The organism is Ruegeria sp. ANG10 (genome assembly GCF_040705255.1).
Taxonomy (GTDB): domain Bacteria; phylum Pseudomonadota; class Alphaproteobacteria; order Rhodobacterales; family Rhodobacteraceae; genus Ruegeria.
The window spans coordinates 407,179-426,901 of the sequence record NZ_JBFCVU010000004.1 but is presented as its reverse complement, the minus strand read 5'-3'; the positions used below and the strand labels follow the sequence as shown (position 1 = coordinate 426,901).

22 protein-coding genes and 1 tRNA gene are annotated in these 19,723 nt (G+C 58.6%); 11 read left to right on the top strand and 12 right to left on the bottom strand.

Going from position 1 to position 19,723, the window contains the following annotated elements; all coding sequences use genetic code 11:
• Positions 1 to 177 precede the first annotated feature (177 nt).
• Positions 178 to 267: transfer RNA gene (locus tag AB1A64_RS12045), tRNA-Ser, on the bottom strand.
• 202 nt (positions 268 to 469) lie between these two features.
• On the opposite strand from AB1A64_RS12045, the gene AB1A64_RS12040 reads away from it, so the two are divergent.
• The 8 genes from AB1A64_RS12040 to AB1A64_RS12005 all read left to right on the top strand — a co-directional run bounded on the left by AB1A64_RS12040 (position 470) and on the right by AB1A64_RS12005 (position 8,112).
• Positions 470 to 1,834, top strand: a complete 1,365-nt coding sequence (locus AB1A64_RS12040; protein WP_366551623.1) for an SPOR domain-containing protein — start codon at positions 470 to 472, stop codon at positions 1,832 to 1,834.
• A gap of 17 nt (positions 1,835 to 1,851) precedes the next feature.
• A complete protein-coding gene (locus AB1A64_RS12035) occupies positions 1,852 to 3,018 on the top strand; it encodes a D-alanyl-D-alanine carboxypeptidase family protein (protein ID WP_366551622.1) in 1,167 nt (388 codons plus the stop codon).
• Positions 3,015 to 3,638: a dTMP kinase gene (gene tmk / locus AB1A64_RS12030; protein ID WP_366551621.1), complete on the top strand. Its 624-nt coding sequence runs from the start codon at positions 3,015 to 3,017 to the stop codon at positions 3,636 to 3,638. The genes AB1A64_RS12035 and tmk overlap by 4 nt, the downstream gene beginning before the upstream one ends.
• 10 nt (positions 3,639 to 3,648) lie before the next feature.
• Positions 3,649 to 4,770 (top strand): DNA polymerase III subunit delta', encoded by a 1,122-nt coding sequence (locus AB1A64_RS12025; RefSeq protein ID WP_366551620.1) that lies wholly within the window; start codon positions 3,649 to 3,651, stop codon positions 4,768 to 4,770.
• On the top strand, positions 4,767 to 5,573 hold the full coding sequence (locus AB1A64_RS12020; protein ID WP_366551619.1) for a TatD family hydrolase: 807 nt from the start codon (positions 4,767 to 4,769) through the stop codon (positions 5,571 to 5,573). Before AB1A64_RS12025 ends, AB1A64_RS12020 begins: the two co-directional genes overlap by 4 nt.
• The gene (locus AB1A64_RS12015) at positions 5,570 to 6,367 is read left to right on the top strand and encodes an MBL fold metallo-hydrolase (protein WP_366551618.1); all 798 of its coding nucleotides are present in this window, start codon (positions 5,570 to 5,572) and stop codon (positions 6,365 to 6,367) included. The genes AB1A64_RS12020 and AB1A64_RS12015 overlap by 4 nt, the downstream gene beginning before the upstream one ends.
• Positions 6,368 to 6,409: 42 nt before the next feature.
• Positions 6,410 to 7,342: an AEC family transporter gene (locus AB1A64_RS12010; RefSeq protein WP_366551617.1), complete on the top strand. Its 933-nt coding sequence runs from the start codon at positions 6,410 to 6,412 to the stop codon at positions 7,340 to 7,342.
• Positions 7,343 to 7,413: 71 nt separating this feature from the next.
• Positions 7,414 to 8,112 (top strand): CbiX/SirB N-terminal domain-containing protein, encoded by a 699-nt coding sequence (locus AB1A64_RS12005; RefSeq protein WP_366551616.1) that lies wholly within the window; start codon positions 7,414 to 7,416, stop codon positions 8,110 to 8,112.
• 27 nt (positions 8,113 to 8,139) lie between these two features.
• Here AB1A64_RS12005 and AB1A64_RS12000 read toward each other — a convergent pair whose 3' ends face one another.
• The 5 genes from AB1A64_RS12000 to AB1A64_RS11980 all read right to left on the bottom strand — a co-directional run bounded on the left by AB1A64_RS12000 (position 8,140) and on the right by AB1A64_RS11980 (position 12,549).
• Entirely contained in the window at positions 8,140 to 9,162 is a 1,023-nt protein-coding gene (locus AB1A64_RS12000) for a GGDEF domain-containing protein (RefSeq protein WP_366551615.1), read from the bottom strand.
• On the bottom strand, positions 9,159 to 9,746 hold the full coding sequence (locus AB1A64_RS11995) for a heme NO-binding domain-containing protein (RefSeq protein WP_366551614.1): 588 nt from the start codon (positions 9,744 to 9,746) through the stop codon (positions 9,159 to 9,161). Before AB1A64_RS11995 ends, AB1A64_RS12000 begins: the two co-directional genes overlap by 4 nt.
• 121 nt (positions 9,747 to 9,867) lie before the next feature.
• Positions 9,868 to 11,427: a trimethylamine methyltransferase family protein gene (locus AB1A64_RS11990; RefSeq protein WP_366551613.1), complete on the bottom strand. Its 1,560-nt coding sequence runs from the start codon at positions 11,425 to 11,427 to the stop codon at positions 9,868 to 9,870.
• Between the two features lie 120 nt (positions 11,428 to 11,547).
• Positions 11,548 to 12,240, bottom strand: a complete 693-nt coding sequence (locus tag AB1A64_RS11985) for an HAD family hydrolase (protein ID WP_366551612.1) — start codon at positions 12,238 to 12,240, stop codon at positions 11,548 to 11,550.
• Positions 12,241 to 12,264: 24 nt separating this feature from the next.
• The gene (locus tag AB1A64_RS11980) at positions 12,265 to 12,549 is read right to left on the bottom strand and encodes a DUF3572 domain-containing protein (RefSeq protein ID WP_170360136.1); all 285 of its coding nucleotides are present in this window, start codon (positions 12,547 to 12,549) and stop codon (positions 12,265 to 12,267) included.
• An 87-nt stretch (positions 12,550 to 12,636) separates the two neighbouring features.
• Between AB1A64_RS11980 and AB1A64_RS11975 the strand changes: the two genes are divergently transcribed.
• Positions 12,637 to 14,037, top strand: a complete 1,401-nt coding sequence (locus AB1A64_RS11975) for a diguanylate cyclase (RefSeq protein ID WP_366551611.1) — start codon at positions 12,637 to 12,639, stop codon at positions 14,035 to 14,037.
• Between the two features lie 5 nt (positions 14,038 to 14,042).
• On the opposite strand, the gene AB1A64_RS11970 is transcribed toward AB1A64_RS11975, so the two are convergent.
• Genes AB1A64_RS11970 through AB1A64_RS11955 form a run of 4 tightly spaced genes read right to left on the bottom strand, consistent with a single transcriptional unit; the run spans position 14,043 to position 15,941 of the window.
• Entirely contained in the window at positions 14,043 to 14,516 is a 474-nt protein-coding gene (locus AB1A64_RS11970; RefSeq protein ID WP_366551610.1) for a periplasmic heavy metal sensor, read from the bottom strand.
• A complete protein-coding gene (locus tag AB1A64_RS11965; RefSeq protein WP_366551609.1) occupies positions 14,513 to 14,863 on the bottom strand; it encodes a hypothetical protein in 351 nt (116 codons plus the stop codon). Before AB1A64_RS11965 ends, AB1A64_RS11970 begins: the two co-directional genes overlap by 4 nt.
• Positions 14,856 to 15,467, bottom strand: a complete 612-nt coding sequence (locus AB1A64_RS11960; protein ID WP_366551608.1) for an RNA polymerase sigma factor — start codon at positions 15,465 to 15,467, stop codon at positions 14,856 to 14,858. Before AB1A64_RS11960 ends, AB1A64_RS11965 begins: the two co-directional genes overlap by 8 nt.
• A 6-nt stretch (positions 15,468 to 15,473) precedes the next feature.
• Positions 15,474 to 15,941 carry an EF-hand domain-containing protein gene (locus AB1A64_RS11955; RefSeq protein ID WP_366551607.1) on the bottom strand — a complete coding sequence of 156 codons (468 nt, stop codon included), beginning with the start codon at positions 15,939 to 15,941 and terminating at the stop codon, positions 15,474 to 15,476.
• A 199-nt stretch (positions 15,942 to 16,140) separates the two neighbouring features.
• Between AB1A64_RS11955 and AB1A64_RS11950 the strand changes: the two genes are divergently transcribed.
• Positions 16,141 to 16,539, top strand: a complete 399-nt coding sequence (locus tag AB1A64_RS11950) for a DUF983 domain-containing protein (protein WP_366551606.1) — start codon at positions 16,141 to 16,143, stop codon at positions 16,537 to 16,539.
• A gap of 25 nt (positions 16,540 to 16,564) precedes the next feature.
• Entirely contained in the window at positions 16,565 to 17,266 is a 702-nt protein-coding gene (locus AB1A64_RS11945) for an NUDIX hydrolase (protein ID WP_366551605.1), read from the top strand.
• A gap of 3 nt (positions 17,267 to 17,269) precedes the next feature.
• Here AB1A64_RS11945 and AB1A64_RS11940 read toward each other — a convergent pair whose 3' ends face one another.
• Together AB1A64_RS11940 and AB1A64_RS11935 are read right to left on the bottom strand one after the other, a co-directional pair.
• A complete protein-coding gene (locus AB1A64_RS11940) occupies positions 17,270 to 18,937 on the bottom strand; it encodes a ribonuclease J (protein WP_366551604.1) in 1,668 nt (555 codons plus the stop codon).
• Positions 18,934 to 19,713 carry a type III pantothenate kinase gene (locus AB1A64_RS11935; protein ID WP_366551603.1) on the bottom strand — a complete coding sequence of 260 codons (780 nt, stop codon included), beginning with the start codon at positions 19,711 to 19,713 and terminating at the stop codon, positions 18,934 to 18,936. Before AB1A64_RS11935 ends, AB1A64_RS11940 begins: the two co-directional genes overlap by 4 nt.
• Positions 19,714 to 19,723: the final 10 nt, after the last annotated feature.

The following is a 19,723-nucleotide window of genomic DNA, read 5'->3' as shown; positions in this document are numbered from 1 at the left end:
ATCAGGGAAATTCGCCCCAAAGCGACCCCGCCAAAATGCGCTACTGAGACTAGAGCAGGAATTGCAATCTGAGTGTACGGTGTGCGCTGTCTCTGATTGAAAGCGCGCGTTCCAACGCGCGGGAATTACGGCACAATTCTGGATCAGAAAACACAACTGAAGTGAGACGGGTATGAGTGGCGGGGAGACAGGGATTCGAACCCTGGGGACGCTCTCACGCCCAACGGTTTTCAAGACCGCCGCATTCGACCACTCTGCCACCTCCCCGCGTGGGGCCGGGTCTAAGGCCAACTGAAATCGGTGGCAAGAGCAAATAGGGAAATCTCGCCTAAGCAGGTGCAGTGGTCTTTCCATGACACCTCTCCCACGTTATGCTTTGCAGGAAAGACCGTAACAGACCGGCAAGACAGAACCGGCAATTGGCGGCGGGGTTCAGGAAACGAGACCCCTTCAGGCAAGGGATGACAAAATGAAGCGAGCAACTGAGACACGCGTAAAACCGCGATCGTGGGCGGTGCTGGCCGTGACATTGGCAATTCTGGCAGGGTGTGACGAGACACTGTCGACCGAGGAAGCATTGTCAGACGCGCCAACTGACGACACCCAGACCAGCGGCACAATTGAACTGTTTCCCGGTCATTCAAACAAATCAGGCGCAACGGTCGAAGCGCCAGAGGCCTTCAATGTGACCGAGGCCGCGCTGTGGGATGGGCGTCCGTCCTTGGGCGGTATCTGGGTCGCCCACCCGGATGTGACCCAACCCGAACGTGTTGTCATCAAAAACCCGAACAACAACAAATCCGTAAATGGCGCCTTGTTCCGACGGGAAAGAAACCTGCCCGGCCCGGCTTTGCAACTGTCCTCTGTGGCCGCTGACAAGCTGGGTATCCTTGCGGGTGCGCCGACCGAGGTTCAGGTTACTGCCCTGCGGCGCAAACCGGCAAAAAAAGAAGAACCCAAGCCCGAGGAAACCGCGACAACCGAAACAGCCGAAAGCAAATCGGTCACCGATGAGGCGAAATCAAACGACGCAGCCGTAGAAACGGCTGCGGCAGATGCCGAAAAGCCCACCAAGCGGAAATGGTGGCAAAAGAAGGAAACGGTTGCCGCAGCAGGTGCAGCCGGAGCAACTGCAGCAGCAACAGGCGACGCCGCAGCTGAGGCAACCGCTGATGCCGCGGAAGACGTGGTTGAAACCGCAGCTCAGGCAACACCGTCACCTACTCAATCTGACCCCGAAGTCACCTCGCCCGAGGAAAAGCCAGCCAAACGGAAGTGGTGGCAAAAGAAAGAACCGGTTGCCGCAGCAGGTGCAGCCGAAGCCACCGCGGCGGCAACAGACGACACCGCAACCGATGCTACTGCCGAAGTGGCGGAAACCGCAGCTCAGACCACTGCCGCCCCTTCTCTGTCTGACCCCGAAGTTACCCAACCCGAGGATAAACCGGCCAAACGGAAATGGTGGCAAAAGAAAGATCCTAACGAGATCACAGAAACGCCGCTGGACCCTGTTGCAGGTGCTGCAGCCGCGATCGAAGCGGCCGACCCCACCCCGGTCAGCGCGCCTGCTCCGGCGGCTCAGGATCCAGCACCACGATCTCTGACCAAGCCGTTTGTTCAGGTTGGAACTTTTTATGTTGAAGCCAATGCCAAAAGCGCGGCCCAGAAAATTGAGCGGAACGGAATGACTGCCAGTATTCGCGAGCTGAAGACCGACGACAAAACGGTCTGGCGCGTGTTGGTTGGCCCGGCAAAAACCCGCTCAGAGCGCAACGCATTGCAAAGCGACGTCAGGGACCTTGGGTTTTCCGACGCGTTCTCTGTCAAAAACTGAAACAAAGGAGGTCCCTCGTGCTGTCCTCACTGCGATCATCCGTTTTGACCCTTGGGCTGGCTGTGTTTGCCCTGCCCGCCCACGCCTTTGATACAACGGCCCGCGCGGCATATGTGGTAGATCAGACCACAGGTACGGTTCTACTGTCCAAAGAGGCCGATCTGCCCCTACCGCCCGCGTCGATGTCAAAGCTCATGACGCTTTACGTAGCGTTTGAGGCACTGCGCGATGGCCGCCTGACACTGGATGAAACACTGCCGGTTTCGGAACGCGCCATGAGCTATGGCGGCTCGACCATGTTCCTGAACACACAGGACCGCGTCCGGGTCGAGGACCTGCTGCGCGGCATAATCGTACTGTCGGGCAACGACGCTTGCGTGGTGATCGCCGAGGCGCTCAGCCCTGATGGAACCGAGGCTGGGTTTGCCCGGTACATGACCCAACGTGCGCAGCAAATGGGCATGAACAATTCCAACTTTGCCAACTCGAACGGCTGGCCCGCTGCCGGTCATATGATGTCCACCCATGATCTGGCTGTGTTGGCAAATCATCTGATTTCGGATTTCCCGGAATACTACCCCCTTTTCGCCGAGGAAGAGTTTGAATTCGATGGCCGCGCGCCGTCGAACAAGCGCAACCGCAACCCGCTGCTCAAGCTGGGGATCGGCGCCGACGGTCTGAAGACCGGCCACACGCAAGAGGCCGGGTATGGGCTTGTCGGGTCGGCCAAACAGGGTGACCGCCGGGTGATCTTTGTACTCTCAGGTCTCGACAGCACCGGCAAACGGGCAGAGGAGGCTGAGGCCGTGGTTAACTGGTCGTTTCGAAATTTTGTCGAGAGGACAGTTGCCAACGCGGACACGCCGATAGCCGAAGCCAAGATCTGGATGGGCGCGCAAAAGTCCGTGGGCCTGGTGCCGGAAGAGGACCTGTCGCTGCTGTTCCCGGTATTGGGCGACAAGAATATCGAGGCCGAGGTTGTCTATGACGGCCCTGTCAACGCGCCGATTGAAAAGGGTCAACAACTGGCTGAGCTGGTTATCAAACCCGAAGGATTGCCCGAAATCCGCCGCCCGCTGGTGGCGTCTGAAAGCGTTCCGGTTGGGGGCTTCGTTGTGCGCATGATGACCGTTGGCGGCATCGTTCTGACCGATGTGATCGGCAATCCACTGGACGCATTGTGACAAAGCCCGGGTTGTTTCTGACCTTCGAAGGCATTGATGGATCAGGCAAATCCTCGCAGGCACGCATGCTGGCCGAGCGTTTGCGCGATCTTGGTCAGGAGGTCGTACTGACACGCGAACCCGGTGGCTCGGTCGGGGCCGAGGAAATCCGCCGACTGGTTTTGGAAGGCGACCCGGACCGCTGGTCAGCCGAGACGGAATTGCTGTTGTTCACCGCTGCGCGGCGGGATCATTTAGAGCGCACCATCGAGCCCGCCTTGGCCGCTGGCAAAGTGGTCATCTGTGACCGATTTGCCGATAGCACTCGCATGTATCAGGGCCTGTCGCGCGGCGATTTGCGCGGGGTGGTCGATCAACTGCACAGCTTGGTGATCGGGCGCGAACCCGATCTGACACTGCTGATCGACATGGACCCACAAACCGGTCTGGCCCGCGCCAAGGGACGACAGGGCACAGAAGAACGGTTCGAAGATTTCGGCATCGACCTGCAGCAAAAGATGCGCGCCGGGTTTCTGGCGCTGGCCGATGAATTTCCGGACCGCTTTCGCGTGATTGACGGCAACCGCGACATGGACAGTGTTGCACAGGATGTGACAGATATCGTCCTACAGACTTTGTGACTGACGATAGATGAGCGACGATACCCCAACCCCGGATCAGGCCCCCGGCGCCCCGCACCCGCGCGAAACCCAGCAACTGTTTGGGCAAGTTGCGGCTGAACAGGCATTTCTGAGCGCCTACACCTCGGACCGGCTGCACCACGGCTGGCTATTGACTGGCCCGCGCGGAGTGGGAAAGGCAACCCTGGCCTGGCGAATTGCACGGTTTTTGCTGGCAACACCGCCGGTGGAAGAGGACGGGCTGTTCGGTGCCCCTCCGCCGCCTGAAACCCTTGCGATTGATCCCGAACATCCGGTCGCGCACCGCATTCTGGCCGGGGCCGAGCCGGGGCTGGCCGCCATCTCACGGTCGGTGAATGATCAGGGGCGGTTGCGCAACGAAATCGTCGTTGACGACATCCGCAAGCTGGGAAAGTTCTTCGGCCTGTCCTCGGCCGATGGCGGGCGGCGTGTCGTGATCGTGGATTCAGCGGATGAGATGAATGTCAGCGCGGCCAACGCCCTGCTGAAAATGCTAGAAGAACCGCCAGCGCGCACGACGTTACTATTGGTTTCGCACCAGCCGTCACGTCTGCTGCCGACGATCCGGTCCCGTTGCAGAACACTGCGCCTTTCCCCGCTTGGGCCCGAGGATATGCAAGCTGCCCTTGTGCAGTCCGGTGCGGAATTGCCCTCGGCACCCGACCATCTGGCAGCCTTGGCAGCCGGGTCCGTCGGGGATGCGGTGCGGCTGATCAACCTGGGCGGGCTAGAGATTTACGCCGAGCTGATCGCCATTCTGAGCACCCTGCCCCGCATGGACCGACAGCGCGCGCTGGCATTGGCCGAAGCCGCTGCCCAACGCGGCGCGGCAGAGCGGTTCGAACTGCTGCTGACCCTGATCGACGTCGTCCTGTCACGCCTTGCGTTGACCGGCGCAACCGGTGCGCCGCCAGTACCCGCTGCTGCGCCGAATGAGGCGGAAACGCTGTCACGCTTGTCCCCATCTCCGCATCAGGCCCGTCAATGGGCCGACGTTGCGGCGACAATCACGGCCCGTGCGCGCCATGGTCAGGCGGTGAACCTTGACCCTGCCGCTCTGGTCCTAGATACGGTGTTCAAGATACAGGAAACCGCCGGTCAGAGCAGATGAGCGACACCCCCCAAATCACCGACAGCCATTGCCATCTGGACTTCCCCGATTTTGAGGGGCAGCTGGATCAAATCGTCGCCAATGCCGCCGAAGCAGGCGTGACCCGCATGGTCACGATCTGCACCCGTCTGCGCAACGAACCCACCATTCGTGCGATTGCCGAGGCCCACGCGCCGATCTTCTACGCAGCAGGCACCCATCCCATGAGCGCCGCGGATGAGCCGATGGCCACGGTCGACGAACTGATTACGCTGTCCCGACATCCGAAATTCGTCGGCATCGGCGAAACCGGACTGGACTATCACTACACCGCTGACTCAGCCTCGGTGCAAAAGCAATCTCTACGCGTCCATATCGAGGCCGCCCAGCGCACCGGTCTGCCGCTGATTATCCACGCCCGCGCAGCCGATGATGACATGGCGCGCATTCTCGCCGAGGAACACCGCAATGCGCCCTATTCCTGCGTAATGCACTGTTTCTCATCCTCGGGGGAACTGGCCCGCGCCGCACTGGACCTGGGGTTCTACCTGTCGATGTCCGGCATCGCCGCCTTTCCCAAAAGCCAGGAATTGCGCGATATCTTCGCCGCCGCGCCTGTCGACCGAGTCCTGGTTGAAACTGACGCCCCCTATCTGGCCCCGCCGCCCTATCGCGGCAAACGTAACGAACCGGCCTATACCGCCCACACCGCCCGCAAAGGGGCCGAAGTGTTCGGGTTGGACTATGCCGATTTCGCAGCCCAGACGCAGGCCAATTTCGACCGTCTATTCACCAAGGCCGCAACCTACAAGGCGGCTGCATGACCCAGCTGCGCTGCACCATCCTTGGCTGCGGCTCGTCCGGCGGGGTACCGCGACTGGGCGGGCATTGGGGGGACTGCGATCCGCAGAACCCCAAGAATATTCGCCGCCGCTGTTCGATGCTGGTTGAACGTGACGGGCCGGATGGCACGACCACGGTGCTGATCGACACCACCCCTGACATGCGCAGCCAATTGCTGAGTACTGGAACAGGGCGTTTGGATGGCGTGGTCTACACCCATTCCCATGCCGACCACGTCCACGGCATCGATGATCTGCGCATGATCGTCTACAACATGCGCGAGAGAGTATCGGTCTGGGCCGACGGTGATACGCAAAACGCCCTGTTGGGGCGGTTTGGGTATGCCTTCATCCAACCCGAAGGCTCTCCCTATCCGCCGATCCTTGACCTGAAATCCATCGACGGCCCGTTCGAAATCCACGGCCCCGGCGGTTCGATCCCGTTTCACCCCTTCAAGGTCAATCATGGCTCGATCGACTCGCTTGGTTTTCGGATGGGTAAGCTGGTGTACCTGCCGGACGTCGCCGAACTCTATGATGACGCATGGCCCATGATGGAAGGGCTGGACTGTCTGATCATTGATGCCCTGCGCCGCAGCCCTCATCCCACCCACGCCCATCTGGACAAGACGTTGGAATGGATCGAGCAGCTGAAACCCAAACGAGCGGTGCTGACCAACATGCATATCGACCTCGACTATGTCACGGTCGACGCCGAAACCGCCGATCACATCACCCCTGCCTATGACGGTATGGTGATCCATCAGGATTTATAGGGCACTGACCGTGCAGCCTGCGCTACCCCTCGAGGCGGCAAGATGCTGCAGACCTTGATCCAAGTTATCCTGCCGGTCTTTCTTGTGATCGGCGCCGGATATGCCGCGACCCGTTCTGGGTACTTCAAGGAAGTCCATGTCGAAGGGTTAATGAAATTCACCCAGGGCTTCGCGATCCCCTCACTGCTGTTTCTGGCCATCGCGCATCTGGATCTGAGTACAAGTTTCGATCCCCGACTACTGGGCAGCTTTTACGCAGCCGCAGCCCTATGTTTCACCGCCGGGTTGTTCGGCGCCCGCCTGATCTTTCACCGTGAGTGGGAAGATTGCGTTGCCATCGGTTTTTGCTGCCTATTTTCAAACTCGGTATTGCTGGGCCTTCCGATCACAGAACGCGCCTTTGGGTCCGAGAATTTGGACGGAAACTACGCCATCATCGCCTTCCATGCGCCATTTTGCTATGCCATCGGCATCACGGTGATGGAAGTTGTCCGAAACCGGGGCAATGGCGGCAGGCGCATGATCCGATCGGTGATGTCCGCAATGTTCCGCAATGCGCTGATCCTTGGAATTGCGCTGGGGTTTATCGTTAACCTGTCAGGAATTGGCGTACCTTCAGTATTGGACGAAGCGCTTGGCCTTATTACTCGTGCCGCCCTGCCCGGCGCCTTGTTCGCGCTGGGCGGAGTTCTGGTCAAATACAGGCCCGAGGGCGATCTGCGCGCGATCGCTTATGTCTGCTGCATTTCATTAATCCTGCATCCCGCCCTGGTTTGGCTGTTTGGGGCCTCTGCTGGCTTGCCGCAGGACTTGTTCCGCTCGGGTGTTTTGACGGCCGCAATGGCGCCCGGCTTCAACGCTTATATATTTGCCAGCATGTATGGCCACGCAAAACGGGTGGCAGCCTCATCCGTTTTGATTGGAACGGCGACCTCGATCCTGACGGTCTGGTTCTGGCTTACACTTTTAGGTTGATGGCACCTTAGTTTAGATTGACTCTGGCGTGGCGGGACGCACCTATCGGTAAAGCTTACAGGACAACTCGAATGCACAACGCCCTTATCGTCGCCCATGGCCAGCCGTCGGACCCGACCCCGGCCGAACAGGCCTTAGCCGAGTATGCCGCCGAGGTTGACGCACTGTGCGCAAAGGTGACTGTGCGGTCGGCAACGCTGGCGGCACCGTGTATATTCGAAGAGCGCGTGTCAGAGCTAACTGATGACGCGGTGATTTACCCGCTGTTCATGGCAAAAGGGTGGTTTGTCACCAGCGCCCTACCCAAACGCCTTGCCGGGCGAAATCTACGCATTCTGGACCCGCTTGGTGTCGACCCTGACCTACCAGAACTTGTGGCCGGGGCGCTGCGCGACAGGTTGGTAGAAAACCAGTGGACGGCGCAGGAAACGGATCTGGTTGTGGCCGCTCATGGCTCAGGTCGCAGTCGCAACCCATCTTCCGTTGCCCTTGCATTTGCCGGCACGTTAGAAAAACATCTGGCATTCAGGTCCATTCGTGTGGGTTTTGTCGAAGAACCCCCTTCCATCGCCGAGGCCGCATCAGGTCTGTCGGCGCAAGCAATTTGCCTGCCCTATTTTGCCTGCACCGGCGGTCATGTTCTTGAGGACGTGCCGCAAGAGTTGGCTGCAGCCGCGTTCAAAGGACAACTTATGCCAGTTGTCGGAGAGCTGCCACCGATCAAGCGCCATATTGCAAACACTCTGAATGGTGTGTTCCATGAGGCTTGATCGCATCTAAGCCGGGTCCGAGCGATTTTAATCCAAACGAACCCCGGATGCCGGATCGCCTTGCCGACGCCCCACCAGCGTCGAGTACAAGCAATGCCGAGATCTGCCTTTCCTCTTCGCCTCATACAACGCCAAATCAGCCGCATTCAGAATTTCCGCGGATTTGGGGGGCGAAAACTGCGTGGACAACGCGGTCCCGATACTGGCTGATATCTGACAGGGGTTTTTCTCGAACACCATTGGCTTTTGCAGCCGGTCAATAAGTCGCGACGCAATTGCTGATAGGACAGATTCGTCCATCAGTCCCTTAAAAATAATAACAAACTCATCACCGCCAATGCGGGCCACTGTGTCATCGTTGCGGGTTTCCTCTACCATGATCCGGGCGGCCTGCTGCAACACGTGATCCCCCGCAGCGTGCCCATATTGATCATTGACCGACTTGAAGAAATCCAAATCCAGATGCATAAGGGCGAAAGGCGAATTCCCGGATATCAGATGGCCCAGAACCACGTCCATGGCCCGACGGTTCTTTAACCCGGTCAGCATATCGGTAAAGGCTTGTTCTTCGGCGGCCAGCATCGCCCCTTGCAACCGCAGGTTAAGCGACCGCGAAGCCTCCATCGCGGCGGATTTGGCTTCGACCAGATACAGCAGTTCGATCGCAAGGTCGGTGCCAGAAAAATCCGCACTGGTCAGAGCATAATCGCGTACAGCGTCCAAAATCGAGATGCCGAAGGACAGGTTAATTACCGCGCCTTTTCTTTTGGGCAACGGGGCAATCAACCCCTTCAGCGCAGTTCGAGGCGTATCATGGAGTTTGAGGTGCAGTTTTGCGCCAGCCAACGACATCAGCGCCGAAAGGGTTGTAACAGCGCGCGGACGTATTAACTCGAATACGTCCAGAAATTCTTTCCCTTCCATCGGTTGATCCGGGCGAAGTTTCTGCAACGTCGGCCCTACGCGTGTTATCCGCCCAGTTTCGTTCACCAGAACGAACATTGGACACAGTGTTTCCAGCAAAGAACCGAGATCGCCAGTATCCATCATGATTTGCGCGCCCCAAGATCGAAATGGCGCCCTTCGGCAAAAGCGCTTTCCACAAGCACGACTGAGATGACTTCGGCCTCGCCCTCTTGCCCGTCGTGGGACAACATGGCCAAAGCACCGTAATCGTCGGCCATGGCGCGCAAAACCCCAACCATAACGCTGGAATATCCGGCCAATCCGGGATGACAATACAATTGATATTCTGTTGGGCTCACCTCAATAAGCTCCAACATTGGCAGGCAAAGGTCGGAAACTGCCAAACGGACGCGGTCGGACAAGTCATCCAGGGAATGCAGGAACTCTAAATAAGTGACGCCGCCAAAGCGCAGCAGACGGCGCAGATCCTCCATATTCGGGTGAGACACTAGATATGTTCCCAAATCCTCAAGTATCTCGGCACGCGGGCGCTTAAGTTCTTCGCACAGTGCGTCCAAAACCCGGGCAGTCATGTCGTCATCGTAGACGAGCATGGCCTCGAACTCGGTAAATCCCAACTCAGTCATCTCGGTCACGCGCAACCAGCACGTCTGCCCGTAGGTCGCGCAAACGAAGGATTGTACCGCCCGATTGATCAGACCATGCATAAAATGCCCCAGATTGGTTTCTTCTCCATTCTGGCCTGAGATTCCTTAACAAACCCCCAAGATAGGTCGTGAGATTCCAACAATCTGAACAAGTATCACAATGGAAGTCTTTGACAGGGAACTAGAAATCCGTCGGCGCCCCGCCTTCGGCTTTGCGACGGGCGACAAAGTCGGCAAGCTCATCCCGGATCGCATCATCCAGCGCCGGTGGTTCAAAGCTGGTGATGATCTCTTTGAACATGTGATGGGCCCGCTCCGCCGTCCAAATGCCACCCGCAACATTCCAGCCCTCGAAATTCTTCCAATCACTCAGAAAGGGTTGATAGAACGCGGTGGTGTAGCGGTCTTGCGTGTGCTGAATACCAAAGAAATGGCCGTCATTTCCCACCGACCGGATCGCATCCAGCGCGATTTCATCCGGGCCGGTCGCGGTAATTTCAGGCTGCATATAGCGCTGAATTTGCTGCAATATTTCGCAATCCATGATGAATTTCTCGGGGCTGGCGATCAATCCACCCTCAAGCCAACCTGCTGCGTGGTAAACCATGTTCGTGCCCGACTGAACGGACGCCCACAGAGAGTTCGAGGTCTCCCAGACAGACTGGCCGTCCGGCACGTTTGCGGCACACACGCCCGACGACCGCATCGGCAGACCGTAATACCGCGCCATCTGACCGGTCATCTGGGTGGAACGCATGTATTCCGGTGTACCAAAGGCGGGTGCGCCTGATTTCATATCCACATTGGACGTGAACGTCCCGATAACGCAGGGAATCCCCGGGCGCACGTATTGAAACAGAGCGATTGCGCACAAGGCTTCGGCCAGCGATTGCGCCACAGCCCCCGCCATCGTTACCGGAGCCATTGCACCGGCCAGCGTGAACGGAGTGACCACAATCGCCTGCCCCCGCCGCGCCAAACGCAGGCAGCCGTCAATCATCGGGTGGTCATGTTTCAGCGGTGAGGTCGAGTTGATGTTCGAATACATCCGAGGCGTCGCCTCGAATTCCTCGTGGCTCAGCCCGCCGGCGATGCGGACCATCTCCATGACATCTTCGACCCGTTCCTTCCCGAGGCAATAGGCATGCATCGCCTTGTCGGTCAGTGTCAGCTTGTCATAAAGCACATCCAGGTGCCGGACACTGGCATGGATATCGACGGGTTCAACCGGATACCCGCCCGCAAAGTGAATACAGTTGAAATATTGCGTCAGTTTCAACAGGTTGCGACACATGTCCCGGTTTCCGGGAACTTTAGTGCCGATTTCCATGTCCCAGTAATTCGGTGGAGAAGATACGTTGCCGAACACCATGTTCTTTCCGCCGATCTCAATCGTGCGGTCCGTATTTCGCGGAGTAATCGTAAAGCTTGACGGGGCTTTGCCCACCATCTCCATGACAAAGTCCCGGCCCATGCGAACATTGTCGCCCTCGACCGTACACCCTGCCTCGCGCAGAATGCTCTTGGCTTCTTCGTTGTAGAACTCGATCCCGATCTCTTCGAGGATACGCATGGCGCCTTCATGGATCGCCTCGATCCCGTCCTGATCCAGGGGCTCAGTAGGGCGATCGATGTTGATTGGCGGGTTCCACGGCATCTGGTCGATCACCGCAGTACCTCTGCGTTCGGCGGCCCCGGCCCGTCCGCCGCCACGACGCCTGCGAGTTTTTGTGTCTGCCATCTGATCCTCCGGAGCTTGCTCTATAACAAGCAAGCCCCGAAGGTCGGGGTCTGGCCGCTCTGTCTGCGACAGACTTTGTCGGTTTTTTATCTCGAAGCGACGAAATTGGCCGGTGTGCGATCAGTTTTTCGCCAGCCAGTCGGGAATGTGACCGATATCCGGCAACACGACATCCGCCATGGGCGCCAGTGCTTCGGCCGGGGCCATGCCCGTGAGAACGGCAATTGTCGTCATCCCGGCAGCGCGACCAGCTTGCAGGTCGTGCAGGCTGTCGCCCACCATGGCCACCTGTTCAGGTGCCACGCCTACATGGGTCGCAAAGGCAAGCAACTGTCCGGGTCCTGGTTTGTACCCGTGGCCGCTGTCATAGCCCGCGACAAAATCGAAATGATCGCGAATCCCGACCGAGGATAGATGCTGTTTCGCCGGCATCTCACCGTCATTTGTGGCCACGCCCAGCTTTAGCCCAGCCTGTTTCAAACCTTCCAGAAAGGGGGCCAATGGCACGGCCTGCGCCTGCGGAGCCGACGCCGATTCGGTGTTCAGGACTTCGACCAGATCTTCCTGCGTCATGTCGGGAATGTGCGGAGCCAGGGCTTCGGCGATTTCATCAACCGTACCGGCGATGACGATGCTGTCTTTGGAATAGGTGGCCTTTTCCAGGTCAAAGCCGATAACGCGCCCCAATTCTGATGCGCGTGCAGGGTCTCCGTCGGCCAGGCGCAACACGACATTGCGCCCGAAAGCCCCCCAGGTGTTGGCAAAGTCAAACAAGGTGCCGTCCTTGTCGAACAGGATCGCGTCGATAGGCATTGCATGCTCCTGCAAAGTTGTGGGTCAGGTCCAGTGGACGTCAGCGCCACCGGACAAAACCGCGCGGGCCTGTCCAGGCAGGTCATAGGGCACGGAATTCGCGTCACAGAAGGCGATTACCCACGAGTCGTCAAGCATAAGAAACTCCAGCACCGACCCCAGAAACTCGGGCTCGCCTGCTCTTTCGCGCAGGTCCTGCGTCGATGCACCGGTTGAGCCAAGGAAAATTGGCAGCAATTCTTCATTGCCCACCAGCCAACCCAGAACATTGAGCGCCAGCGTTTCGGCAGATTGGGCGTTGATTGACATAAAGTAGCCCCGGATCAGGTCTTGGAAAGGGTTTGTTAACCAGACTCATAAACACTTTAGCAACGCATGCAATCAATGGTGACTGATATGTCCGTGCAGGGAACCATCCTTGTCCTCGACGGGGCCTCGACCAATCGCATCATGCTGAAGGTTCAGCTAACTGCGGCCTGGTATCACGTTGTTCAGGGTGAACGGCTTCAGGGTCTGCCCGGGCTGTTACGGCGGGCCCGGCCCGACCTGGTACTGACCTCGCAAAGCTTGCCGGATGGCGCTGCGGCTGACGTAAAGAAGCTTGTCATGGCAGACCCGGATTTGACCGATGTGCCAGTGGTTGCGATCGCACAGCAAAACGACAAGGCCGCCCGGTTGAAGGCGCTGGCTGACGGTTTGGACGATGTTTTGGCTCACCCGTTCAAGGATACGTTCCTGCTTGCGCGGGTTCGCAGCCTGTTGCGCGCGCGCGCCGATACCCAAGAATTGCAGGTTGGAACCAGTTCGCACCCCATCGGTTTTGCCGAACCCAGCGCTGCGTTGATCATGCCTGCGAAAACCGGTCGAGTGGCTATTCTGACGCAATCATCATGCACAAGCGCTTTGTGGAAAAAGGCCCTATTCAAGCAGACACCGCACAACCTATCCGCTCATACAACATCCAACCTCCGGGGTATTCTGTCGGGACCTGTCCCCGATGCCATCGTGTTCGAGGTCTGCGCAAACCCGTCGGACCTCAAACTGCTGGCCGATCTGAAATCGCGAAGCACCACGCGGCATACGGTTCTGATTGGTGTTCTTGAGGAAGAGAATGCTGAATTGGCATCCGAAGCACTTGACCGGGGCGCCGACGCGATTTGCATGGGCAGTTTCTGTGCCGAAGAAACGCTGTTGCGTCTGGAAAACCAGATTGCGCGAAAGGCCCGGCTCGACCAGATGCGTGCGTCGCTTAGGCGCGGGTTGGCGGATTCCTGGGTCGATCCGTTAACCGGCCTGCACAATCGCCGATATGCTATGCGCGCGATGGATCAGATCATGCACAAGGCTGCGCGGACCGAACAAGGTTTTGCGGTGATGCTGGCTGACCTGGATCACTTCAAGTGTATCAACGACACCTTCGGCCACACCGGCGGGGATCTGGTGCTGGCCGAGGCAGCTGCCCGGATGAAACAAACGATTGGCTCGGCCGGGTTCATCGCGCGAATCGGTGGTGAAGAGTTCATGATTGGCCTTGCCGAAACCACACAAGCCAAGGCACTGAAACTAGCAAAAGGTTTGTGTGACTGCATCCGTGACAAACCTTTTGAGCTGCCAGACGTCCCTGCCCCAATACCGGTCACGATCAGCATCGGACTAATCGCAGCCCAACCAAACGGGTTGTCGCAATCTCATCAGCCACCCCGGTTGGAGGGGTTGATTAAATCGGCCGACACCGCGCTTTATGCCGCCAAATCAGCAGGGCGTAATCAGGTTCGAGTCAGGCAGACCGCAGCCTGAACCGATCAATCCTTGTGCTTGCGCCCATGCGCTTTGCGCTCGACCACTTCTTGCAGCCGGTCCGCATAAGCCTGACGTTCCGCGTCGGTCATCGTAGTGATGCGGGTAAGCCATTTGTCCTGCAATGCGCTTTGCAATTCGGCCATGGCTTGCGCCTGTTGCTGCAGCAATGCCTGCACCGCCTCGGGATCGAACGGTTCCGCGCGCAAGGCTGCCTCAAGCGCGGCAAAGTCTTGCGACCGCATCTTCGCCCCTTTGATATGCCGTTCGGACAATTCGCCTCGAAGCACCTTCCGTTCCTCTTTGGGCAGCGCCCGGTACAATGTCGGGGCAAATCCGGGCGGACCCTTACCGTGATGCCCGCCCTTGACCCTGTAGACAGTGCCCAAAGCGACCCCGGCAACCAAAAGGTTCAGCGCCAGCGACACGGTCAGCAGAACCGTCACCCACCGTCTTTTGGGTTTGGTATTATCGCTCATTCGGCGTCCTCCAGAAAAGTTGTGTCCAGCTCAAGGTCAGCGACCACAAAGCTGGTGTCCTGCGGAAAAATAATCGTTGCCGGGTCGGGCAGAAAGTCGGGCGCGGCAAATCCAATCCAAACCCCTGCGGCACTGGCCGCGGCCAAACCACCCATGCTCTGCCAGCCTCCGATCCCGTCCAGCAGCCGCGCCCAGACAGAACGCGGTGGATATACAGGTTTCAGCCGGTCAAGACGCACCGTTTCGGCGTCCGTCAGAATGCGAACTGCCAGATCATCAGGCAGTTCCGGCCGGGCTTGCCGTGCCTGAGCAAACAACTGGTCCAATTTCATGTCATCTTCAGCCATCTTCGTACCCCAGTTCATCTTGCCGTCCGGCCAGTATTGCCGCCAAGGCGCGCTTTCCGCGCGCGGTCAGGCTTTCTACCGCTTCCGTCGAAATGCCCATGATCCCGGCGATTTCAGGGTTGGGCAGTTCTTCGATATGCCGCAAAATCACCGCTTGCCGTTGGCGGTCTGGCAATTGCGACAACGCCAATTGCAACGCATCCTTACGCGCCGCTTCTTGCAGCCTCTCGGCCGCGCTCAGGTCTTCATCCTCGGGCTCGGGCACGTCGTCCAGACGGTCCGGCCTTTTCTTGCGCTGCACATCCACACTCAGGTTCAGCGTGACGCGATAGAGCCAGGTCGACACCTTGGCCTGCCCCGGCACCCATTTCGGGGCCATCTGCCACAGCCGCATCATAGCGTCCTGCGTTACGTCTTCGGCCTCGGCCCGGTTGCCCAGCATCCGCATCGCGACCGAGAAGCAACGTGGCCCCAACCGGTCAGTCAATTGACGGGCGGCCGCAGCGTCGCCGCCCGCGAACTGTCGCAGCAACGCATCATCTGACGCATCCGCGGCGCATTCTGCGCCGCGGACATCCTGTAATGGAGAGGTCAGATCCTCCATCCTTCATCAGCTGTCGTCAGAGTCCGCCTTGCCGTGTTTCTTGTGCTTCCGGCCCATCCGCTCTTTCGCATCGGCATATTCCTGTTCCGAGATCGTCCCGCTGTTATCCGCGTCGATACGGTCAAACATCTTGCCAGCGCGACGCGGTTTGGGCAACTCGTCCTCGCTCAGAAAGCCGTCCTGATTGGCGTCGTGTTTTTCGAACATCTTGGTCACGCGGTCATTGGCGCGTTTTTGGCCAGCGGCCTGCATTTCTTCGACGCTCAGTTTGCCGTCGCCGTCAGTGTCAGCGTTCGAGAATCGCTGCGCACGATGGGCCTCCAGTTCTTCTTGCGTCAGTTGACCGTCGCCGTTCGCATCCAGTTCCTGAAAGCTTGCAGGTTCGCGATCCTTTGGTCCGGCCGCCAATACGGACGTGCCTGTGATTGCAATGGCCGAGATAAGGATGGCCGGAATGAATTTGGCGCTTTTCATGTCGTTTTCCCTTTGTTTGGCGGCCCCATCGCCGCTGCTCACATAAGTTCAAACGCAGGGCTGGGTGCATTCCGTCGCAAAAATCCAAAAAACTTTGTAGGCCTTTACCACCACCCCACGCCACAAAGCGACGCACCCCTCTTTTTTTCGGGGCAAAACAAGCGCATTATCCGGCTCAAACGAACGCGCGAGCTTCACAATGACAGATCAGACGATCGACACCACGACCGAGAATGACCGCCCCACATGGCCTGCCTTGGTCAAAGGCTTCCGCTGCCGCTGCCCCAAATGCGGCGAGGGTAAGATTCTGAAAAGCTATCTGAAGGTCAAGGACAGCTGCGACTCTTGTGCGCAAGAGCTGTTTCACCATCGGGCGGATGACGGTCCGGCGTACCTGACTATTCTGCTGGTCGGGCACCTGATGGCGCCAGCCCTTCATGTGTCTTATGTGGAGTTTCGCCCGGAACCGATGACCATGTTCCTGATCTTTGCCATCGGTTGTACGGCCTTGTCGCTGTTCCTGCTGCCCAGGCTGAAGGGAGCGGTTGTCGCGTACCAATGGGCGCGTCGCATGCACGGGTTCGAAAAAGCGCAATGACCTCATCCATCGGGTCGCGCAGCGCATGACAATAGACAAAACAGCAATACGGGATGCGGCAACGGTCATCGTTCTGCGAAATAGTATGACCGAGCCGTCCATCCTGATGGGACAACGCGGTGCAAAGGCCGTATTCATGCCCAATAAGTTCGTGTTTCCAGGCGGTGCCGTCGATGCCGAAGACAGCTCGGTCCCTTTGGCCACGTCCCTGCCCGCATTGTGCAGCGATAGGCTGGACGAAAAGTCCGAACCCGGTTTGCAAAACGCATTAGCCGCAGCCGCAATTCGTGAGTTGTGGGAAGAAACTGGGCTGATCCTGGGTGATCCCGGCACGTGGAGCGGTGTGGTTCCAAACGATTGGCAGGGCTTTGCCGACTTGGGTTACCGCCCATCGGCCAGCGCGCTGCAATTTGTGTTCCGTGCTGTGACCCCGCCGGGGCGCCCACGCCGTTTCGATGCGCGTTTCTTTCTGGTCGATGCCAGTGCTGTTCAGGGGGATCTGGATGATTTCAGCCGCGCGTCGGATGAGCTGTCCCATTTGCAATGGGTCCCGCTGGACCGCGCGCGCGAACTGGACCTGCCCTTCATTACCGAGGTCGTTCTTGCGGAAATAGCGGCTCGGGCCACAAATCCCGAACCGCCCACCACCGTGCCGCTATACCTGCATACCGAGGAACAAAGCCTATTTCTGCAGCTTAAAGGGTATCCCATGCCTGACGCGGACTAGGCGTCACCTCATACGGCTGATAACCGACGTCACCTCCGGCTTTTTACCGATTTCTGATTTGGCGGTTTGTCGCACGATGCGGCGCAAAGCTTCCTCCAGCTTGTCATCGTCGCGCAACGTCTTGGCATCGGCCCGCATCAGGAATTGGTTCAGGTCCTCTTCCAACACCTCAATCAGCGCCGCCCTCGACGTCCCGATTTCAGGCAAGCCCATCGTGTCACACCACGGCTCACCCAGCGGCTCGTCCTCTTCGTCCAGAATGACCGTCACGGTCACATGCCCGTTCAAAGCCATGCGAATACGGTCACGCACGATCCCGTCCAATGCCCCGACCTTGACGGTGCCGTCCAGATAGGTGCGGCCGGTTTCAATATAATCCACCACCTGCGGCGCATTGCCCGTCAGGTCGACCATCGTTCCATTGACGGCCAGAATGCCCGTGCGCCCATTGGCCTCGGCCAGTTTGGTGTGTTCACGCAGATGCCGATGCTCGCCGTGCATCGGGATCACCATCTGCGGGTCGATCAGGGCGTGAACTCTTTCAAGATCCGGTCGGTTGGCATGGCCGGACACGTGGTACAGACCTGAACTGTCATCCACCACATCCACACCCTTTTCGCTGAGCTGGTTCATGATAAAAATCACGCCGCGCTCATTTCCTGGAATGGTTTTGGATGAGAACAGGAACAGATCGCCCTCTTTCAGTTCCAGCCCGCGATACTTGCCCCGTGCCAGTTGGGCACTGGCAGCGCGGCGCTCGCCCTGGCTGCCGGTGACGATCAGCATCAGGTTCTGGCGCGGCATGTCCACCGCCTCTTCGGCACTGACAACCTTGGGAAAATCCGAAAGGATGCCGGTTTCAGTCGCGGCTTCGATCATCCGCCGCATGGCGCGACCCAGCAATACCACCGAACGCCCGGCGCGCTGGCCCGCTTCGGCCAATGTCTTCACCCGCGCCACGTTCGACGCAAAGGTGGTCGCAACAACCATGCCTTCGGCGCTTTCAACCAGCTTGGTGATCTCGGGGCCGACCTCGGATTCCGAACGACCCGCATGGCCAGAAAACACATTGGTGCTGTCGCAGACCAGCGCCTTAACGCCTGATTTCGCGACCTCGGCCCACAAATCGGGATCGAATGGCTCACCCACCACGGGGTTTTCATCCAGCTTGAAGTCACCAGTATGCACTATCCGCCCCTTGGGCGTGTCGATCACCAGCGCAGCACTTTCGGGGATCGAATGCGACACAGGCAGGAAGCCAATCGTGAAGGGACCGACCGAGACCTGCTCGGGCCAGGCCGATACCGTGCGGACCGCGTCCTCGGGGTGGCCATGTTCCTCCATCTTGCGACGGGCAATGTTGGCGGTGAAGGCGCGTGCATAGACAGGTGCGCCCAGTGCCTCATAGCAATGGGCCACAGCGCCGACGTGGTCTTCGTGCGCGTGGGTGACGAATACAGCCTCAAGCCGGTCCGCCCGTTCGCGCAGCCACGAGATATCGGCATGGATCAGATCAACGCCCGGCGTCGTGTCCATATCCGGAAAGGTCACGCCAAGATCCACCAAGATCAGACGCTCTTTCCCCGGCTTTCCATAGCCATAGACATACGCATTCATGCCAATTTCGCCGGCACCACCCAGCGGCAGATAGATCAGTCGTTCACTGCTCATGTCGAGCCATTATCCTTGTTATAGCGATGGATCACGGTCAGCCCGTGCATCGTCAGATCTTCTTCGATCGCGTCAAACCCGACATCCGCCTGATCGAACAAAGGCGCAAGCCCACCGGTGCCGACCACTTTCATCGACATGCCGTATTCTGCCTTGATCCGCGCAATCAACCCCTCGATCAAGCCGGAATAGCCCCAATACACGCCGGACTGGATACAGCCAACCGTATTCGTACCGATCACTTTTTCCGGGCGGGTAATGTCGATATGCGGCAAGGCCGCTGCGCCCTGATGCAGCGCCTCAAGACTAAGGTTCACACCCGGCGCAATGATGCCACCGACATAAGCCCCGTCCGAGGCCACAACGTCGAAATTCGTGGCCGTCCCGAAATCGACCACAACAACATCGCCGCCATGGCGGTCAAACGCGCCCACCGCGTTGGCCAAACGGTCCGGACCAGGGATTGTACCCTCGTCGATGCGCGGTGCCACGGGCAACAGGCATTCAGGCTTACCCACAACCAGCGGCCGACACCCAAAGAAGCGATCGGCAAAAATACGCAGGTTAAACACCACACGCGGCACGGTTGATGCAATTACCACGTCAGTGATCTCCGCTTCGATCCCGTAGTGTTTCACCAGCGTCGAATACCAAGTGAAATAGGCATCTGCCGTACGCGAATGATGGGTCGAGGTGCGCAGGGTACACAGGAACTTTTCGCCGTCCCAGATCGAGAAAACGGTATTAGTGTTGCCGCAGTCGATAGCCAGAAGCATCTGAGCCCCC

What these genes read in the sequence shown, in the direction of transcription:
- AB1A64_RS12040 (WP_366551623.1), top strand. Translation starts at nt 470, where the DNA reads ATGAAGCGAGCAACTGAGACACGCGTAAAACCGCGATCGTGGGCGGTG.
- AB1A64_RS12025 (WP_366551620.1), top strand. Translation starts at nt 3,649, where the DNA reads ATGAGCGACGATACCCCAACCCCGGATCAGGCCCCCGGCGCCCCGCAC.
- AB1A64_RS12020 (WP_366551619.1), top strand. Translation starts at nt 4,767, where the DNA reads ATGAGCGACACCCCCCAAATCACCGACAGCCATTGCCATCTGGACTTC.
- AB1A64_RS12015 (WP_366551618.1), top strand. Translation starts at nt 5,570, where the DNA reads ATGACCCAGCTGCGCTGCACCATCCTTGGCTGCGGCTCGTCCGGCGGG.
- AB1A64_RS12010 (WP_366551617.1), top strand. Translation starts at nt 6,410, where the DNA reads ATGCTGCAGACCTTGATCCAAGTTATCCTGCCGGTCTTTCTTGTGATC.
- AB1A64_RS12005 (WP_366551616.1), top strand. Translation starts at nt 7,414, where the DNA reads ATGCACAACGCCCTTATCGTCGCCCATGGCCAGCCGTCGGACCCGACC.
- AB1A64_RS12000 (WP_366551615.1), bottom strand. Translation starts at nt 9,162, where the DNA reads ATGATGGATACTGGCGATCTCGGTTCTTTGCTGGAAACACTGTGTCCA.
- AB1A64_RS11995 (WP_366551614.1), bottom strand. Translation starts at nt 9,746, where the DNA reads ATGCATGGTCTGATCAATCGGGCGGTACAATCCTTCGTTTGCGCGACC.
- AB1A64_RS11990 (WP_366551613.1), bottom strand. Translation starts at nt 11,427, where the DNA reads ATGGCAGACACAAAAACTCGCAGGCGTCGTGGCGGCGGACGGGCCGGG.
- AB1A64_RS11985 (WP_366551612.1), bottom strand. Translation starts at nt 12,240, where the DNA reads ATGCCTATCGACGCGATCCTGTTCGACAAGGACGGCACCTTGTTTGAC.
- AB1A64_RS11980 (WP_170360136.1), bottom strand. Translation starts at nt 12,549, where the DNA reads ATGTCAATCAACGCCCAATCTGCCGAAACGCTGGCGCTCAATGTTCTG.
- AB1A64_RS11975 (WP_366551611.1), top strand. Translation starts at nt 12,637, where the DNA reads ATGTCCGTGCAGGGAACCATCCTTGTCCTCGACGGGGCCTCGACCAAT.
- AB1A64_RS11970 (WP_366551610.1), bottom strand. Translation starts at nt 14,516, where the DNA reads ATGAGCGATAATACCAAACCCAAAAGACGGTGGGTGACGGTTCTGCTG.
- AB1A64_RS11965 (WP_366551609.1), bottom strand. Translation starts at nt 14,863, where the DNA reads ATGGCTGAAGATGACATGAAATTGGACCAGTTGTTTGCTCAGGCACGG.
- AB1A64_RS11960 (WP_366551608.1), bottom strand. Translation starts at nt 15,467, where the DNA reads ATGGAGGATCTGACCTCTCCATTACAGGATGTCCGCGGCGCAGAATGC.
- AB1A64_RS11955 (WP_366551607.1), bottom strand. Translation starts at nt 15,941, where the DNA reads ATGAAAAGCGCCAAATTCATTCCGGCCATCCTTATCTCGGCCATTGCA.
- AB1A64_RS11950 (WP_366551606.1), top strand. Translation starts at nt 16,141, where the DNA reads ATGACAGATCAGACGATCGACACCACGACCGAGAATGACCGCCCCACA.
- AB1A64_RS11945 (WP_366551605.1), top strand. Translation starts at nt 16,565, where the DNA reads ATGACAATAGACAAAACAGCAATACGGGATGCGGCAACGGTCATCGTT.
- AB1A64_RS11940 (WP_366551604.1), bottom strand. Translation starts at nt 18,937, where the DNA reads ATGAGCAGTGAACGACTGATCTATCTGCCGCTGGGTGGTGCCGGCGAA.
- AB1A64_RS11935 (WP_366551603.1), bottom strand. Translation starts at nt 19,713, where the DNA reads ATGCTTCTGGCTATCGACTGCGGCAACACTAATACCGTTTTCTCGATC.